Origin of the sequence: Haloarchaeobius baliensis, assembly GCF_052060055.1 — an archaeon.
Taxonomy (GTDB): Archaea; Halobacteriota; Halobacteria; order Halobacteriales; family Natrialbaceae; genus Haloarchaeobius; species Haloarchaeobius baliensis.
The window spans coordinates 1023005-1037431 of the sequence record NZ_JBPPFR010000001.1 but is presented as its reverse complement, the minus strand read 5'-3'; the positions used below and the strand labels follow the sequence as shown (position 1 = coordinate 1037431).

At 68.8% G+C, this 14427-nt stretch carries 20 protein-coding genes, 1 tRNA gene and 1 pseudogene; 8 read left to right on the top strand and 14 right to left on the bottom strand.

Annotation, left to right across the window (positions count from 1 at the left end; all coding sequences use genetic code 11):
• Positions 1-5 precede the first annotated feature (5 nt).
• The 11 genes and pseudogenes from ACSG06_RS05305 to ACSG06_RS05255 all read right to left on the bottom strand — a co-directional run.
• A pseudogene (locus ACSG06_RS05305) lies at positions 6-338 on the bottom strand (30S ribosomal protein S17); the annotation flags it as partial.
• Complete coding sequence (locus ACSG06_RS05300; protein WP_440989226.1) at positions 329-706, bottom strand: ribonuclease P protein component 1; 378 nt, start codon at positions 704-706, stop codon at positions 329-331. The gene ACSG06_RS05300 and the pseudogene ACSG06_RS05305, both read right to left, overlap by 10 nt.
• A complete protein-coding gene (gene rpmC, locus ACSG06_RS05295; RefSeq protein ID WP_440989225.1) occupies positions 706-921 on the bottom strand; it encodes a 50S ribosomal protein L29 in 216 nt (71 codons plus the stop codon). Before rpmC ends, ACSG06_RS05300 begins: the two co-directional genes overlap by 1 nt.
• 3 nt (positions 922-924) lie before the next feature.
• The gene (locus ACSG06_RS05290) at positions 925-1845 is read right to left on the bottom strand and encodes a 30S ribosomal protein S3 (protein WP_440989224.1); all 921 of its coding nucleotides are present in this window, start codon (positions 1843-1845) and stop codon (positions 925-927) included.
• Positions 1845-2306 (bottom strand): 50S ribosomal protein L22, encoded by a 462-nt coding sequence (locus ACSG06_RS05285; RefSeq protein WP_440989223.1) that lies wholly within the window; start codon positions 2304-2306, stop codon positions 1845-1847. Before ACSG06_RS05285 ends, ACSG06_RS05290 begins: the two co-directional genes overlap by 1 nt.
• A 10-nt stretch (positions 2307-2316) precedes the next feature.
• Positions 2317-2742, bottom strand: coding sequence for a 30S ribosomal protein S19 (locus tag ACSG06_RS05280; protein WP_440989222.1), 426 nt, complete (start codon positions 2740-2742; stop codon positions 2317-2319).
• Positions 2739-3467, bottom strand: coding sequence for a 50S ribosomal protein L2 (locus ACSG06_RS05275; protein WP_440989221.1), 729 nt, complete (start codon positions 3465-3467; stop codon positions 2739-2741). Before ACSG06_RS05275 ends, ACSG06_RS05280 begins: the two co-directional genes overlap by 4 nt.
• A 3-nt stretch (positions 3468-3470) precedes the next feature.
• Positions 3471-3725: a 50S ribosomal protein L23 gene (locus ACSG06_RS05270; protein WP_440989220.1), complete on the bottom strand. Its 255-nt coding sequence runs from the start codon at positions 3723-3725 to the stop codon at positions 3471-3473.
• The gene (rpl4p, locus tag ACSG06_RS05265; protein ID WP_440989219.1) at positions 3722-4474 is read right to left on the bottom strand and encodes a 50S ribosomal protein L4; all 753 of its coding nucleotides are present in this window, start codon (positions 4472-4474) and stop codon (positions 3722-3724) included. The genes ACSG06_RS05270 and rpl4p overlap by 4 nt, the downstream gene beginning before the upstream one ends.
• 3 nt (positions 4475-4477) lie before the next feature.
• A complete protein-coding gene (locus ACSG06_RS05260; RefSeq protein ID WP_440989218.1) occupies positions 4478-5497 on the bottom strand; it encodes a 50S ribosomal protein L3 in 1020 nt (339 codons plus the stop codon).
• 4 nt (positions 5498-5501) lie between these two features.
• Positions 5502-6356 carry a putative RNA uridine N3 methyltransferase gene (locus tag ACSG06_RS05255; RefSeq protein ID WP_440989217.1) on the bottom strand — a complete coding sequence of 285 codons (855 nt, stop codon included), beginning with the start codon at positions 6354-6356 and terminating at the stop codon, positions 5502-5504.
• 283 nt (positions 6357-6639) lie between these two features.
• On the opposite strand from ACSG06_RS05255, the gene ACSG06_RS05250 reads away from it, so the two are divergent.
• The 5 genes from ACSG06_RS05250 (at position 6640) to ACSG06_RS05230 (ending at position 8888) form a co-directional block, all read left to right on the top strand.
• Positions 6640-6710: transfer RNA gene (locus tag ACSG06_RS05250), tRNA-Gly, on the top strand.
• 514 nt (positions 6711-7224) lie between these two features.
• Entirely contained in the window at positions 7225-7764 is a 540-nt protein-coding gene (locus tag ACSG06_RS05245) for a hypothetical protein (protein WP_440989216.1), read from the top strand.
• 38 nt (positions 7765-7802) lie between these two features.
• On the top strand, positions 7803-8057 hold the full coding sequence (locus ACSG06_RS05240; protein ID WP_440989215.1) for a hypothetical protein: 255 nt from the start codon (positions 7803-7805) through the stop codon (positions 8055-8057).
• A gap of 61 nt (positions 8058-8118) precedes the next feature.
• On the top strand, positions 8119-8568 hold the full coding sequence (locus ACSG06_RS05235) for a universal stress protein (protein ID WP_440989214.1): 450 nt from the start codon (positions 8119-8121) through the stop codon (positions 8566-8568).
• Positions 8568-8888: an MTH1187 family thiamine-binding protein gene (locus ACSG06_RS05230; protein ID WP_440989213.1), complete on the top strand. Its 321-nt coding sequence runs from the start codon at positions 8568-8570 to the stop codon at positions 8886-8888. Before ACSG06_RS05235 ends, ACSG06_RS05230 begins: the two co-directional genes overlap by 1 nt.
• Before the next feature lie 69 nt (positions 8889-8957).
• On the opposite strand, the gene ACSG06_RS05225 is transcribed toward ACSG06_RS05230, so the two are convergent.
• The gene (locus tag ACSG06_RS05225; protein ID WP_440989212.1) at positions 8958-9779 is read right to left on the bottom strand and encodes a hypothetical protein; all 822 of its coding nucleotides are present in this window, start codon (positions 9777-9779) and stop codon (positions 8958-8960) included.
• A 95-nt stretch (positions 9780-9874) separates the two neighbouring features.
• Positions 9875-10987 (bottom strand): helix-turn-helix transcriptional regulator, encoded by a 1113-nt coding sequence (locus ACSG06_RS05220; protein WP_440989211.1) that lies wholly within the window; start codon positions 10985-10987, stop codon positions 9875-9877.
• 228 nt (positions 10988-11215) lie between these two features.
• Here ACSG06_RS05220 and mch point away from each other — a divergent pair, with 228 nt between their 5' ends.
• From mch to ACSG06_RS05205, 3 genes are read left to right on the top strand one after another with little or no spacing between them, the layout of a single operon-like run.
• Complete coding sequence (mch, locus tag ACSG06_RS05215) at positions 11216-12148, top strand: methenyltetrahydromethanopterin cyclohydrolase (protein ID WP_440989210.1); 933 nt, start codon at positions 11216-11218, stop codon at positions 12146-12148.
• Entirely contained in the window at positions 12145-12642 is a 498-nt protein-coding gene (locus ACSG06_RS05210) for a double winged helix-containing putative transcriptional regulator (RefSeq protein WP_440989209.1), read from the top strand. The genes mch and ACSG06_RS05210 overlap by 4 nt, the downstream gene beginning before the upstream one ends.
• Positions 12643-12691: 49 nt before the next feature.
• Positions 12692-13366, top strand: coding sequence for an HAD family hydrolase (locus ACSG06_RS05205; RefSeq protein WP_440989208.1), 675 nt, complete (start codon positions 12692-12694; stop codon positions 13364-13366).
• Between the two features lie 38 nt (positions 13367-13404).
• Here ACSG06_RS05205 and ACSG06_RS05200 read toward each other — a convergent pair whose 3' ends face one another.
• Positions 13405-14358 carry a M48 family metallopeptidase gene (locus ACSG06_RS05200; RefSeq protein WP_440989207.1) on the bottom strand — a complete coding sequence of 318 codons (954 nt, stop codon included), beginning with the start codon at positions 14356-14358 and terminating at the stop codon, positions 13405-13407.
• Positions 14359-14427: the final 69 nt, after the last annotated feature.

The following is a 14427-nucleotide window of genomic DNA, read 5'->3' as shown; positions in this document are numbered from 1 at the left end:
CCTCCTTCGGAAGTTACTTCGACGACCACGTGCGATTTCGTCTTCGACAGTGGTCGGCACTCTGCTATTCGGACCGTATCGCCGACTTCGGGCTCGAGCACGCCCGGCACGTGTGCCGGGACGCGCGACCGACGCTTCATGTACCGATCGTACTTCGGTACGTGAACGTCGTACTCCCGCTCGACGACCACGGTCTTCTCCATGTCCGTCGAGACGACCTCGCCTTCGAGGGTCTGCCCTCGAACGGAGAGGCCGCCATAGAACGGACACTTCTCGTAGTCGTATGTCTCCGGGTCTTCGGGTTCCGGAGGCTGTGTTACGTCAAGTCCTATCGCCATTTCGAATCACCTGTCGTTTCGGTGCGCAGTGCGGGTCGTGAGAGCAGTCTGGCTCCATCCACCGTAACGTGGGCCGCGTCCTCGCCGGTAGGGTGGTCCGGTTCGGAGGCGGTCCCCGACCCCTTCGCGGGGTCGGCGGTTTCATCTGTGAGCCGAAACTCGAACGTCGTGCCGCGTTTGGGCACCTGGCGAACCCGAGCGTCGCCCGTGGCCTCGCCGGCCGGGACCGGGTCGACGTGGAGCGTGTTCGTCGTCTCGACGACGACACGCCCGGCTATCCCGACGAGGTCGGGGTTCGCCGCGTCGACCACGGTCACCGTCAGACCGTTGAGTTCGTGCCGGGGCAGCGTCTCGGGTGTCAGCGCCATTATTCGTCGTCCTCGAAGTCGCCTTCTTCCTGCTGGATCGTCTTGATGCGCGCGATGGTCTTGCGAAGCTCACCGATGCGACCCGGGTTCTCCGGGGCACCACCGGCGGCCTGCACGGCCTTCGCGTTCAGCAGTTCCGTCTCGAGTTCGTCGAGCTCTTCCTCGCGCTCGCGCGGGGTGAGGTCTCGGATCTCGCTGGCTCGAAGGATCGCCATGGATTACTCCTCCTCCTCGTCGTCTGCCGCGTCCATCTCCTCGACCATCGCGGCGGCCTCCTCTTCGACGGCCTCGTCGAGTTCGTCGAGCTCCTCGGCGACGTCGTCGTCGCCGGGCACCTCGACCTCTTCGTCGTCGAACTCCTCGGGCGTCTCCTCGACGACCTCTTCGACGACCTCCTCCTCGACCTCGCTGGTCTCGTCGTCCTCGCTGGCCTCGGCGGCCTCCGCTTCGAGCTCCTCGAGCTCGCCCTCCTCGGGCTCCTCGAGCAGCTCCTCGACGGACTCGTTGGCCTCGACGGCCTCCGGTGCGAGCTCCTCGACGTCCGCGTCGTCGTAGATCTCGAAGTCGTCGGGCAGCTCGGCCTCCGGCGGGATGATCTTCACCGTCACGCCGATGGTACCGAGCTTCATCACGGCGACGCCCTGACCCTCGTCGACGATGGTCTCGGCTGGCTCGCCGTTGTGCTTGATGTAGCCGTCGTTGAACTTCTCGACGCGCGAGCGGGCGCCGGTGACCTTGCCCGAGAGGACGATCTCGGCGCCGAGGGCGCCGGCGTCCATGATGCGCTCGAGCGTGGTGTGGCCTGCCTTGCGGAAGTACCAGCCACGTTCGAGGGCGTTCGCGAGACGGTCCGCGACGATACGTGCGTTGAGGTCGGGTTCGTCGACCTCCTGCACGTCGATCTGCGGGTCGTCCAGGTCGAAGCGCTCCTCGAGCGTGGTCGTTACCTTCCGGATGTTCTCGCCGCCCTTCCCGATGACCATCCCGGGCTTCTCGGCCTTGAGCACGATCTGTGTGCCCATCGGGGTCTTGGCGACCTCCATGCCGCCGTAGCCCGCACGGCCGAGCTCCTCGGCGAAGAACTCGTCGATCTGGGACTTCTGCAGTCCGTCTTCGATGAACTGGTGTTCGTCTGCCATTAGTTATCGACCTCCTCGACGATGAGTTCGACGTCGACCTGCGGCGTGTTCCACGCCGAGGCACGCCCCATCGCGCGTGGCTTCCGGCCCGGCGACTCGCCGACCTTGTGGGCGGCGACGTGGACGATCTCCATCGTCTCGCCGTCGAAGCCCTGCTGGTCCGCGTTGTTCACGACGTTGCTGAGCAGGTCGAGGAAGGCCTTCGAGACCTTCTCCGGGTAGCGACCCGCGTCCCAGCCATCGATGTCGCTGCGGTGGCCGACGCCGCTGTTGTGCTGTTTGAACGGGACCGAACGCTCGCCCTCGACGACGGCCTCGAGATACTCTCGGGCCTCGTCGACGGTCTTGCCTTTGATGGCGCGAGCGACGGCCTTGCTGTGCTTGTGGCTCATGTGACGCTCCCGGAGCATGGCCTTGGCCGTCGTGTCCGGGTCCGCGTCGACGCTGTAGTTGATTCCCATTCAGTTCACCTCACTTCAGTGGCACGAACTTCGAGGAGCGGGTCGCGCCGATACCGGCCTGTCCGTGCGTGACGGACGAGCGTGTGAGCTGGAACTCGCCGAGGTAGTGGCCGATCATCTCGGGCTCTACCTTGACGCGCTTGAACTCCTGGCCAGTGTAGACGGCGAACGTCAGGCCGACGAACTCCGGGAGCACCGGCACGTCGCGCAGGTGCGTCCGGATCGGGTTGTTGGCCGTCTCCTCCTCGGTCTTGCCGCGTGCCTTCTCCACGAGCTTCTCCTTCTCGACGGAGAGACCGCGCTCGATGCTTCGCCGCTGGCGAGCGGGGAGCAGTTCCGCGACTTCTTCGATGCTCATCTCCTGCAACTCGTCGAGCGTGTGACCGCGGTAGGCGAACTCCTCGCCCTCACGGCCGGTTCTGTACTCGGAACTCATTCTTTGCCACCTCCGCCTCGACCGGTCTTCCGGGAGGCGATGTCACCGACCTTACGTCCCGGCGGGGCGTCCCGCGAGACGGACTTCGGTCGGCCGGGGTGCTGGCGGCCACCGCCACCGAACGGGTGGTCGACGGCGTTCATCGCCACGCCACGGACGTTCGGCCACTTGGTGCCGCGCGCTTTCATCTTGTGGTACTTCTTGCCTGCCTTCACGAACGGCTTCTCCGTGCGCCCACCGCCAGCGACCACGCCGACGGTGGCGCGGCACTGCGGGTCGAGGCGCTTCATCTCGCCGCTGGGCAGCTGGACGACCGTCGCCTTGCGGTCGTGCGTGATGAGGTCGGCGCTGGTGCCCGACGCGCGGGCGAACTTGCCGCCGTCACCGGGCTGGCGCTCGATGTTGCACACCGGGACCCCTTCCGGGATCTCGGCGAGCGGGAGCGTGTTGCCGGGTGCGATCTCGGCGGAGACACCGACCTGCAGTTCGTCGCCGACGGCGACGCCCTCGGGCGCGAGCACGAGGCGTCGGTCGCCGTCCTCGAACTCGACCGCCACGACCGGTGCGGACCGGGCGGGGTCGTGCTCGATGTCGACGACGGTGCCGCTGACGACGTCCGAATCTTCGGGCGTCTTGTGTCGGAGGTCAGCCTTGTACCGGTGGCTGGGGGCACGGAACGTCGGCCCACCGCGGCCTCGGCGCTGACCCTGGATTCTGCGTCCCATGTGTCAGAACACCCCGATTCGCGAGGCGACTTCCTGGGCGTCGTCGTCCTCGGAGAGGCGGACGACGGCCTTCTTGTTGCCGTTCATCGTGTTCTGCGTGTTGACCTTCTCCACGCCGACCTCGAAGCGGTCCTCGACGGCGTCGCGGATCTCCGGCTTGGTCGCGTCCATGGTGACGATGAACTGGAGCTTGTTCTCGAAGTCCATGTCGTTCATCGCCTTCTCCGTCACGAGGGGGAACTTGATGATCGAGCTCATCGGTCTGCCACCTCCTCGACGGCGGATTCGGTGAACACGGTCAGTCGGCCCGGGTGCGCACCTGGCGCGAGGTCCTCGACGTTGACGTTCGCCGCGGTGGCGACGTCGACACCGGCGAGGTTGCGTGCGGCCTTCGACGGGCCGGCCTCGCTGGAGGTGACGAAGAGGATCGACTTCGGCTGCTTGTACTTGCGGCCACGGGTGGTCCCACGGCCGGCACGGATGGAGCGCCCCTCGTCGGCGCGCTCGACGTCGTCGTGGGCACCGAGACCCTCGAGGAAGCTGACGACCTCCTTGGTCTTCAGCAGGTCCTCGAAGTCGTCGGCGACGACGACGGGCAGCGCGAGGTCCTCGTCGAACTCGTGCCCGCGCTCGGCGACGCGCTCTGCGTCGACGGTCGCGGCGAGTGCACTGCGGAACGCCTGCTTGCGCTCCTTGGTGTTGACGTCCTCGCCCTGGTTCTTCTCGGCCTTCGGCGGGTGTGCCTTGCGGCCCCCGACTGCCTGGGGGACGCGGGCACCCTGGCCGTTCGACCGCGGCACGTGTGCCATGCCGCGGCCGGAGCCGAACGATTCAGCGGACGTCCGCATGCCGGCGTACTCGTCGGCACCGTAGTCCTGTTTCCGGTTGGCCTGTGCGGCGCGGACGGCACGTCGGATGAGGTCCGGTCGGTACCGGCTCTCGAAGACCTCCGGCAGGTCGAGCGTGCCTGTCTCCTCGCCGTCCAGGTCGTAGATGGTTGCCTGCATGGATTATCCCTGGTTCGATGCGGTGGAGACGAACCGTACCTCGGGGTCGAGGCGCGGCTGGTCGTTCGGTCGGATGGCCGGGCGGAAGCGCAGGAGGCGCTGGTCCGGACCCGGGAGCGAGCCCTTCACAAGCGTGAACGGACCGCTGACCTCGCCGTAGTTGACGAAGCCGCCGTCGACGTTCACGTCGTCGACATCCTCCGCGTCGCCGATGTCGATGAGGCGCTTGTTGAGCTCCGTGCGCTGGTGGTAACCGGTCTGGCCCTGCTGGGGAACCGTCGAGCGAACGCGGCTCGGGTTCCACGGGCCGAGGTTACCGATGCGCCGGCGCCATCCCTGGCGGGCGTGCTTGCCCTTGCGTTTCTGGACGCCCCAGCGCTTGACGGGGCCCTGGGTGCCCTTGCCCTTCGTGACGCCGGAGACGTCGGTGTACTCACCGGCGCGGAAGGTGTCGTTCATCTCGTGGACGCCGCCCTCGGAGACGAGTTCGAGGCCGAAGTCGACCCGGTCCTGGACGGAGCCCCCGCCGATGCGGGTCTCCATCACGTCGGGCTTCTTCTTCGGCACACCGGAGACGTCGGAGGGGACCGTGTGCGTGATGGCCCGGACCTCGTCGACGTCGCCGGCTTCGACGGCCTCGTGGAGCTCGTCGGTGTTGTCGTCGGCGTCTTCAGGCAGGTCCAGGACGCGGTCGAGTTCGTCGTGGAACTCGTCGGTCCAGACCTCCGTGAGCGGACGCTTTCCGTAGGGTGTGTCCTCGTACGCTCGCAGGGCAACCGCCCGCATGGGCGGTGTCTCCACGATGGTGACTGGGACGGTCTCCTCCATCCCTTCGCGGGGGGAGTTGGACTCGTCGTTGATCATCACCACGTGGGTCATACCGGCCTTGTAGCCGGCGAATCCCTGCAGCGTCGGCTGTCCGTCGTCGTCCGGCCAGCTCGAGAAGCGCGGAACCTCCGAGGAGGCGCGCTTTCGCGGGCCGAACCCGAGCGAACCTTTGCGTGGTCTGCTTGGTTGTGGCATCGTATCACTCTGTGAGCGTGAGCAGTCCGAGCGTCGCGAACACCGCTTCTTCGGTGCGAACGACCTCACTGCCCTGGTTCGGAATCGAGTTGAGCCAAAGGTCGAACCCGCCGATGGGTTCGGTGGCGTCCTCGTCCCCGCCGGCCGGTACATCGGCCTCGGGGAATCCGAGTATCGCAGGCAGCCCTCTCTCGGGCGCGCCGAAGGCGATGGTCGCCCCATCGCCCTCGACACGTCCGGCCAGGCTCGCGAGTCGCCCCACGGTGAGCGGTTCACCGTGGCGCGAGGTCGCGATACGGAGCCCGGCGTCCTCACGGCCGAGTGCTGTCTGCAGGTCCATGCGTTCGACCGAGAACCCCGGGAGGGGTTCGTCGACCAGCCGTGCACGGACCGGACGTCGCGAAGAGACCCTGACGGTCACGCGCTCCCCCTCCGTGAGTTCGCCCATTTCTGGGGGCGTCACGAGGGAGATCGGGTGTTGCAAGCCGCAATTGACCCGTACGCGCCTGTCAGGTCCGACCTCGGTCACGATTCCCTGTCTTAACGACCCCGAACCGTTCGATTCGGAGCCGGTCTGTGACGTGGCGCGGAGCGGCGGCAGGATGCCCGCGTACTCCAGTTCGCCTCGCTGCCCCCACGCCTCCTTTCGGAGGTACGGGGGCGTTGCCGCGTAGGCGAGTACCGTGCTTACGAACCCGCCGCCCCATCTCCGTTCGCCGTCTTCGTCGTCGAAGACGACGAGGCGATCTGCCCGGAACACCGTCGCCGCGCGGGCGACGTAACCGAGTTTGCGAGTTGCCTCGCGTTTGTCCTCGGCTTCCCGGACGAGGGACGACGGCACGAGTACGCTGACTGTCATGCCGTGACGCTTCGACGCCTCGTCACTAGACTGTGCCGATGTTATTCCGGTATCGGTTAAAAGGGTGCCGGATTGTTTTCCCGGTTGTGACGGCCCCACACGCCCGCAGATGGATGTTTCGCGTTGACACGATACTGCGTGTCGGGGTGCCTGCTACGCGTCACGCGTGCAGGCGGTAGAGTAATATACCATATCCCGCCTCCGTCGTGTGGTTCTCACTGCCGTGGGGCGACCGATTCGGAAGCCTTTTATTTATTCCTGCAGTTGTTCAGAATGCGAACGGGCGCTGGTAGTGTAGTGGTATCACGTGACCTTGCCATGGTCACAACCTGGGTTCAAATCCCAGCCAGCGCATTTTTGGAATTTCACGACGACGAGCGGAGCGAGTCGTCCGAAATTCCAAAAATCCCACTGGGATCTGAATCAGGGAGCGGAACGCAGTGGAGCGACCGTGCCCAGCCAGCGCACTTCTGTCGACCGCAACACGACGAGCAGCGCGGCGCGGCGCGGGCGACCGCTGCACTGACTGTGACTATGTTCATTCCACGAGGTCCCGAAGGGGAGAGCGTGTCCTCGACGATCGGGGCGCTCCTGTTCTGGGCCCCCATCGCGTTCGCGTTCCTGGCCGGTGATCGTCCGTCGGGACGAAGGCCGCCCTCCGCTCGTACTTCGAGGAGGAGGTGCCGCCGTCGAGTTACAGCAGCATCCAGGACGAGGGCCGGGGGCCGTAGCCCAGCGCACGGCCCGCCAGGATAGCCGGGGAGACATCACAATCCGCCAACGAATCGCGGGAGAGCGTCGCTACCGGCGGATTCCACATTCACTGCGTGGTCCAAGTTTTTCCCCTTCGAACCGCCGAATGAAAGCAATGGGTTTCATCGAGCGACTCTCGGGACTGTTCGACCGCGGCGGGACGGAGACACCGGACGGAACGACGACCGGCGAGACGGGCCCGTCCGCCGGGCCAGTCACGTCCAGCGCGGGACCGCAGGAGCCGGAGGGAGGGCCGACGAGGAGCGAGGCGGGCGAGCCAGCGACGGAGCCGCCCGAAGAGACAGACGACGACGGACCCGACCCCACCGCCGCGTTCGCCGAGCAGGCCGAGACGCTGGCCGCCGGGCATCCCGACCTCGACCGGTCGCTCGACTCGCTCGCGGCGGCCGACGAGGTCGCCGAGGCGCGCGACGCCGACGAGACGACGGTGCTGGCCCTGGGAAGCTACTTCGGTGAGACGCTGCTGTCGGCACACGACGGCGAGTGGACGAAACCCGAGGGCGGCACCTGGGCGGTCGTCCTCGACGGCGCGGAGACGGACGTGACGCTGAACGCGTTCCAGCTGGCGGCCGAGGTCATCCGCGGACCGACGTCGTTCGCGGCGACGTACCGTGCGGTCGAGCGCCGGCTCTAGGACGAGGTTTTTTGTCCGGTAGGCGAGAGCTATCCAGCATGACACGAAACCGGCTGTCGTCGGCGTGGAACTTCGCGCAGGACTCCGTGTTCATGCGCTGGCTGGTGCTCCCGCTGCTCGTGCTGGCGACGCTGGCGTTCGTGATGGGACTGGTCATCCTGCCCGCGGCGGTGGTCGCGGAGGTCGTCGTCTACTACGTCCTCGTCGCGGGTGGCGTGATGGTCGTCGGGCTGGGTGCTGAGTGGCTCCTCCGCCGGCACCTCGAATCGGACGAGGAGCGTGCGTACTACTGACGTGGGTGTGGTCGACCGACACCGACAACCATTTTTAAACTGCCTCGTGAACGGGTCAGCTATGGAACGAATACTCGTTGTCATCCGGAACAAGTCAGAGACGACACGCGAGCTGGTCCACGAAGCAGGCGTGGTCGCGGCGGGCACGGGAGCGGAGCTACGACTGCTCCACGTGATGCCCGACGAGGAGTACGACGAGCGGATGTCCTCCCGTCTGGAGAGCAAGTCGGGCGGCTACTCGCTCGACGAGGCCGAGACCGAGGCGAAGCGGCTCGCCGCAGAGGTCGGCCGCCGCGCGCTCTCGGACGTCGACGTGGACTACGACGTCATCGCCGCCGTCGGACACGAGGAGGAGACGATCCTCGACATCGCCGCGGAACAGGAGTGCGATCACCTGTTCATCTCCGGCCGGCGTCGCTCCCCCAGCGGCAAGGCCCTGTTCGGCGACCTCACCCAGCGCCTCCTGCTGAACTTCGACGGGATGGTCACGGTCCACCTCACCGACGACTGATGACGACCGTCGCCTTCCTGTCGGTCGCACCCGTCGTCGAGGGGAGCATGGCGTCGGAGGTGGCGAAGGCGGTGGCCGCGCTCGAGGAGTTCGACGTCTCCTACGAGACGACGCCGATGGGAACGACCATCGAGGCCGACGACGCCGCGACCGTCTTCGCGGCCGCACAGGCGGCCCACGAGGCGGTCGACGGCGACCGCGTCTCGACGTTCCTCAAGATCGACGACAAGCGGGCGGTCGAGACGACGGCCGACGCGAAGGTCGACGCCGTCGAGGAGCACCTCGGGCGCGAGGCGCGACGCCGTCGCTCGACGGAGTGAGCGTCGAGAACGGACGGCCTGATACTTCGGCCATCCGCGGCAGGGGTCAGCGGCGTCGGCCGTGATCGCTCACCGGAGTCGCCTGACAGCCGCATCGCTGCCGCCGTCGTCGGAGTCCGAGCCGTCAGAGCCGTCACCGTCGGTGGTCGTCCTGCCATCGCCGTCCGAGCCATCGTCCGTCGTCGTGCCACCGTCACCGTCGCCGTCGGTTCCGTCTCCCTCTGTCCCGTCGCCATCGGTCCCGTCGCTGTCGCCTCCATCGCCGTCCGTCTCGTTCCCGTCGGCCTCGCCGTCCTCGTCGTCGTCCGCTTCGTCCTCGAACTCCTCGCCGACGTCCTCCCCGACGACGCCCGTGACGTAGGCCTCGGTGTCGGCGTCGACGAGGGCGGCGGCCTGCTCGCGGATACCGGCGAACGTGCCGTTCCCGATACCGTACTCGGAGCGGAGGTCGTTCGGGAGGCGGTTCGCGAGCGCGCCGGCGCGCCGGGCCTCCTGCTGGACGGCCCGCGCGTTCGCAACGATTCCGGCGAGGCGAGCCGTGTACTCGCCGTCGTCGACCTCGTCGTCGTCGATCTCGTCGACGTCGTCCTGGAGCTCGGCGAGTCGGTCGACGAGCGAGTCGCGCGTCTCGGCGAGGATGGCGGCGCGGGAGGGGTCGTCGTCGGCCTGGGCGAGACGCACGGCGAGCCGCCGCTGTTCGTAGGCGGCGTCGACCTCCGCCTGCCCGGCGCTCACCACGCTGGCGAGCTGGCTGCCCGGCGACACGTTCGCTGTCGGGTCCTGGGGGCTGGCGGGGCTGGCACTCGCACCGCCGGTGTCCACGTGGCCCAGGGCGACGACCGGCGCGAGCACGAGCAGCAGGGCGAGGGCGACGGTCAGGGTTCGCTTCACGGTCACCCCTTGTCGCCCCACCGTCAAGAACCGCCACGGTCCTCGCGCCGGATTGACGCCAGTTGACGACCGTTCATCCCGTTCACGTCCGTCGGTCACCGCTCGAACACCCCCTCGTCCACGTCGGGGAGGACGAGCACGTTCTCGCGGCCCACGCGGAAGCTGTCCAGCCGGTCAGCCTCGCGCATGTCGCTGACGACGTGGCTGGTCTTCGTCTCGCTCCAGTCCAGCTCGTCGACGAGCGCCTGCTGTTTCATCCGCCCGCCGTGGGCGCGGAGCGTCTGCTCGAGGAGCTCCTCGTTCGAGAGCAGCTCGGGATCGATGTCGGCCATCGGGTCGGCGTCGGCTGCCGCACCGGCCACCGGTTCGCTCGCTCCGTCCCGTGGCGGGGAGCCATCCTCGTCACCGACGGCTTCCCCGGAGCCCGCCGCCGGTGACTGGGACGCCGTCGGTGACGGGCCGTCCTCGGCCGCCGGGTCCGCGGCCCGTCGACGGTAGAGCCCGAACGCGGCTGTCCCGGCGACGACGAGCGCGCCGGCGGCGAGGAGCCAGCCCGGGAACGGGAGCTGACCTTCGCTCGCCGCACTCGCGACCACGACCGGTCGGTCGCTCGCGAACGCGAGCGGCCCGCGCCAGGAGACGACGCCATCCCGGCGCGTGTCGGCCGTCGGTGCGACCTTTGCGACACGGTAGCCCGCCGGTGTCTCGATCTGGAGCGTCGAGTTCTCGCCGAGGTAGTACCCGGCGAGGGCGTCGCCGATGCGGACCTCGTTCCCGTCGACCGCGGCGAACCCGCGCCAGGTCGCGCTGTACCGGAGGACGCCGTACCGGCCGTCGAACCCCTCCGTGGCGGTCACGGTGACGTTCTCGACGGCCATCTCCCGGCCGGTCGTGTTCTCCGCGGTGCGTGCGGTCCGGCGGAGCCGCTCCCCGAACCGGTCGCGGTAGCGCGACGTGTTCTGCTCGATGTCGGTCCGGAGCTGCTCGAACGCCGCGGTCGCGTTCTCGTCCTCGAGTGCGACCCGGTACTCGACGGTGAACGTCGCGTCGCCGTTCTCGGGGACATCCGCCCGCACGAGCACGCGGTCCGGGTCGACCGCGTCCGGCTGTCCGAACGCGCTCTCCTGCTGGGCCGTCGGTGCCGTCCCGGACGCGAGGCCAGCGAGCAGGCAGAGCGCGAGCGCGAGGGCGGCGACTCGTCTTCGCATATCCACCTCGGCACTGGGTCGGGGCTGCCAACTAGTTTCCGCTATCACCGTCACAGCGGTGTCGGTCGGGTCGCCACGCGACCCGGATCTACCGACCCCGTCGATTCCCCGCGGTCGAACCAGAACCCGGCGCGCCCGACCCGCACGCTGTGACTGCTGGCGGGAGCCAGCTCCGACGCCCGTCGGGAGAACTGAAACCCTTTACGCGGAGCCGCACAACCCCCGCACATGGAGAGTCTCAATCGGATGGCCATCGAGCTCGTGGACGAGGCCATCGACTTCGCGGAGGTACTCGACGTCGGCGCGTACGAACTGGAGAACGAGGCGACGGTGCTCGACTTCGGCGTCGACTTCGACGGCGGCATCGAGGCCGGCACGCTGCTCACCGAGATGCAGACGGCCGGGCTGGCGACGGTGCAGACACGCATGGACGAGGTGGCCGGTGCGCCGCTCCGGTACGTCGACCTCGTGACCGACCACCCGGACCTCGCGCTGCTCTGCTCGCAGAAGGCCGGCTGGGAGGTCGGCGTCGGGGACTTCGAGGGACTGGGCAGCGGCCCCGCCCGCGCCCTCGTCGGCACCGAGGACGTGTTCCGGAAGATCGGCTACCACGATGCCTTCGACCTGACCGTCCTGACCGTCGAGTCCGACGCGCTCCCCGGCGAGGCCGTCGCCGAGCACGTCGCCGACATGACCGAGACGAACCCCTCCTCCGTCTTCCTCGTCGGCTTCCGGACCGCCAGCCTCGCCGGCAGCGTCAGCATCGCCGCCCGCGCCGCCGAGCTCGCGGTGTTCCGGCTCTCGGAGCTGGGCTACGACCCGCGCGACGTGATCTCGGCCTCCGGCACCGCGCCCGTCGCACCCGTCGCCGCCTCCGAGGAGAGCGCCATGGCCCGCACGAACGACGCGCTGGCCTACGGCGGGCAGGTCCACCTGACCGTGCGGGAGGAGTTCGACCGGTTCGACGAGATTCCCTCCTCGGCCGGCGAGACGTACGGCCAGCCGTTCGAGCAGGTGTTCGACGACGTCGACTGGGACTTCTACGAGGTCGACGAGAGCGTGTTCGCGCCGGCGCAGGTCACGGTCGACGTGGTCGGCGGCCCCACCGAGGTGTACGGCGAGACCGACGAGGAGGTACTGGCGGACTCGTTCGGACTGTGAGGGTCAAGCACGTCCCGGCCGCGCCCGACGACCTCGCGTTCGTCGCGGACGCCCAGCGCGCGGTCCCGCTCGTCCCCGACAGCCAGGACGACTGCTGTGCCCGGCTCCTCGAACGCACCGACCTCGTCGCGCGCGACGACGCCGCCACCTGGCTGACGTTCCTCCGCGGACTGGGCCTCGTCGAGCGCGGCCCGTCGGGCTACAGCCGCGTCCGACGCGAGCCCGACACCGAGTTCCTCCGCGAGGCGTTCCTCGCGGGTGTCTTCGGTGCCGAGGACGTCCTCGGCGTGCTCCGCGACGCCGACCGGCCACTGACCGCCGCGGAGACCTTCGAGCGCGTCCGTGACGCCATCCCGGAGTGGGAGCGCCACAAGAACCCGAACACCTGGACCGACATCTGGACCCAGACCGTCACGAACGAACTCGACTGGCTCGTCCGCCTCGGGCTGGCCGACCGTGTCGACGGCGGCTACGTGGTCGCCGAGGCGGACTGACCCCCGAAGGCCAGCACTTTATCACCCAGTACGACGCAGGTTTCACCGGATGACCGACGCCGACATCGACACGGTCCTGTTCGACCTCGACCACACGCTCTGTCGGTACCGGCGGAGCGTCGACGAGGTGCTCTCGCTCGCGTTCGACCGCGCCGGTGTGGAGCCCGTCTTCGACGCCGACGACTACGTGGGCGTCTACGACGACTACTCGGAGCGGGCAGACGGCATCACCGAGCTCCGACGCCTCTGTTTCGCCGACCTCGCCGCGGACCGCGGGCTGGCACCTGACGCCGGCCACGCCGTCGCCGAGGCGTACACCGAGACGCGCGACCAGACGGCGGTCGACCCGCTGCCGGGCGCGACCGAGGTGGTCGACGCCCTCGCGACCGACCACCGGCTCGCCATCGTCACCAACGGCGCACCGGAGATGCAGACCGCGAAGCTCGGCGCGCTCCCGTTCGGGGACCGGTTCGAGCACGTCGTCCACGCGGGCTACGACGCGCCGGCGAAGCCGAGTCCCGAGCCGTTCCACCACGTGCTCGACCTGCTGGACGCCGAGGCCGACCGGGCGGTCCACGTGGGGGACTCGCTCGGCTCGGACGTCCGCGGCGCCCACGCCGCCGGCCTGCGCTCGGTGTGGCTCGCCGACGGCTCGACACCCGAGCCGGCGCCGACGTACGTGGTCGACCGGCTGGACGAACTGGTCGAACCGCCCTGGCGGTAGGACGGACCCTCGACCTCCGGCAGTCTCCTGCGGAGTCGCTACTCGATCTCGATGGCCGTCCAGGCATCGTCCGCGCGGTCGAGCAGGCGCTCGACGCGCTCGCGCATCGGCGGGTGCGTGGCGAGCAGGCGCGTCAGCCCGCCCTCGTCCTCGCCGTGGATGTACAGCGAGGAGAGCAGTCCCCGGTCGGGATTCGAGGCGCGCTCGATGCGGGTCAGCGCACGGGCGAGGTCGGCCGGCCGGCCCGTCACGTCGGCCGCCCGGTCGTCGGCGACGAGCTCGCGCCGACGGGAGTGTGCACGCAGCAGCAGCGTCGCGACGACGGTGGCGGCGACGACGACCCCGGCGACGACCACGTACACCCGTCTGACGTGCTGGTCGAGCGGTTCGATCGGGCGACCGAGCAGCAGCCGGACAGCACGCCGGACCCCCACGACGAGCAGGCCGACGGGGAGCAGGAGGAGGAAGAGCAGCCCGCTGAACGTCTCGAGGACGCTGTAGCCGAGCGTCTGGACGAGGCTGTCGCGGCTCTCGATGTGCGCGAGCTCGTGGGCGACGATGGTCTCCAGCTCGTCCAGCGTGAGCAGTCGGAACAGGCCGGCGTCGAGGACGACCACGCTGCCGTCTGCGCGGCCGCCGATGGCGAGCGCGTTGGGCATGGGCATCCGGCCCACGAGCAGCGTCGGCGACCCGACGTCCATCCGCTCGGCGAGGTGGTCGACGCGGGCGTGGAGCTCCGGGGCGCGGTCCCGCGGCAGTTCGGCCGCCTCCAGCGAGGAGAGGATGCGGGCGGTGCCGCCGCGGTAGCTCGCGTAGCCGAACAGCAGCGCCGAGACGAGCAGCGCGACGGCGAGCCAGACGGGGTCGGGACTGCCGGCCCAGAGCAGGGCGAACACGCCGGCGAACAGGGCACCGAGCAGCAGGTACAGCACGAGGAGGACCACCCCGGTGGCGACGGTGAGGAGGCGGGTGGCCAGCGCGTGGGAATCCATCGGAGATAGGGGGTACGGCCGGAGGTCTGAAACCGTTATCGGGCAGCGGGGCCATGCGTGGTCATGGCG

Bases quoted from the DNA above. Each gene is read 5' to 3' on its own strand.
- ACSG06_RS05300 (WP_440989226.1), bottom strand. From the start codon at position 706: ATGGCGCTGACACCCGAGACGCTGCCCCGGCACGAACTCAACGGTCTG.
- rpmC (WP_440989225.1), bottom strand. From the start codon at position 921: ATGGCGATCCTTCGAGCCAGCGAGATCCGAGACCTCACCCCGCGCGAG.
- ACSG06_RS05290 (WP_440989224.1), bottom strand. From the start codon at position 1,845: ATGGCAGACGAACACCAGTTCATCGAAGACGGACTGCAGAAGTCCCAG.
- ACSG06_RS05285 (WP_440989223.1), bottom strand. From the start codon at position 2,306: ATGGGAATCAACTACAGCGTCGACGCGGACCCGGACACGACGGCCAAG.
- ACSG06_RS05280 (WP_440989222.1), bottom strand. From the start codon at position 2,742: ATGAGTTCCGAGTACAGAACCGGCCGTGAGGGCGAGGAGTTCGCCTAC.
- ACSG06_RS05275 (WP_440989221.1), bottom strand. From the start codon at position 3,467: ATGGGACGCAGAATCCAGGGTCAGCGCCGAGGCCGCGGTGGGCCGACG.
- ACSG06_RS05270 (WP_440989220.1), bottom strand. From the start codon at position 3,725: ATGAGCTCGATCATCAAGTTCCCCCTCGTGACGGAGAAGGCGATGAAC.
- rpl4p (WP_440989219.1), bottom strand. From the start codon at position 4,474: ATGCAGGCAACCATCTACGACCTGGACGGCGAGGAGACAGGCACGCTC.
- ACSG06_RS05260 (WP_440989218.1), bottom strand. From the start codon at position 5,497: ATGCCACAACCAAGCAGACCACGCAAAGGTTCGCTCGGGTTCGGCCCG.
- ACSG06_RS05255 (WP_440989217.1), bottom strand. From the start codon at position 6,356: ATGACAGTCAGCGTACTCGTGCCGTCGTCCCTCGTCCGGGAAGCCGAG.
- ACSG06_RS05245 (WP_440989216.1), top strand. From the start codon at position 7,225: ATGGGTTTCATCGAGCGACTCTCGGGACTGTTCGACCGCGGCGGGACG.
- ACSG06_RS05240 (WP_440989215.1), top strand. From the start codon at position 7,803: ATGACACGAAACCGGCTGTCGTCGGCGTGGAACTTCGCGCAGGACTCC.
- ACSG06_RS05235 (WP_440989214.1), top strand. From the start codon at position 8,119: ATGGAACGAATACTCGTTGTCATCCGGAACAAGTCAGAGACGACACGC.
- ACSG06_RS05230 (WP_440989213.1), top strand. From the start codon at position 8,568: ATGACGACCGTCGCCTTCCTGTCGGTCGCACCCGTCGTCGAGGGGAGC.
- ACSG06_RS05220 (WP_440989211.1), bottom strand. From the start codon at position 10,987: ATGCGAAGACGAGTCGCCGCCCTCGCGCTCGCGCTCTGCCTGCTCGCT.
- mch (WP_440989210.1), top strand. From the start codon at position 11,216: ATGGAGAGTCTCAATCGGATGGCCATCGAGCTCGTGGACGAGGCCATC.
- ACSG06_RS05205 (WP_440989208.1), top strand. From the start codon at position 12,692: ATGACCGACGCCGACATCGACACGGTCCTGTTCGACCTCGACCACACG.
- ACSG06_RS05200 (WP_440989207.1), bottom strand. From the start codon at position 14,358: ATGGATTCCCACGCGCTGGCCACCCGCCTCCTCACCGTCGCCACCGGG.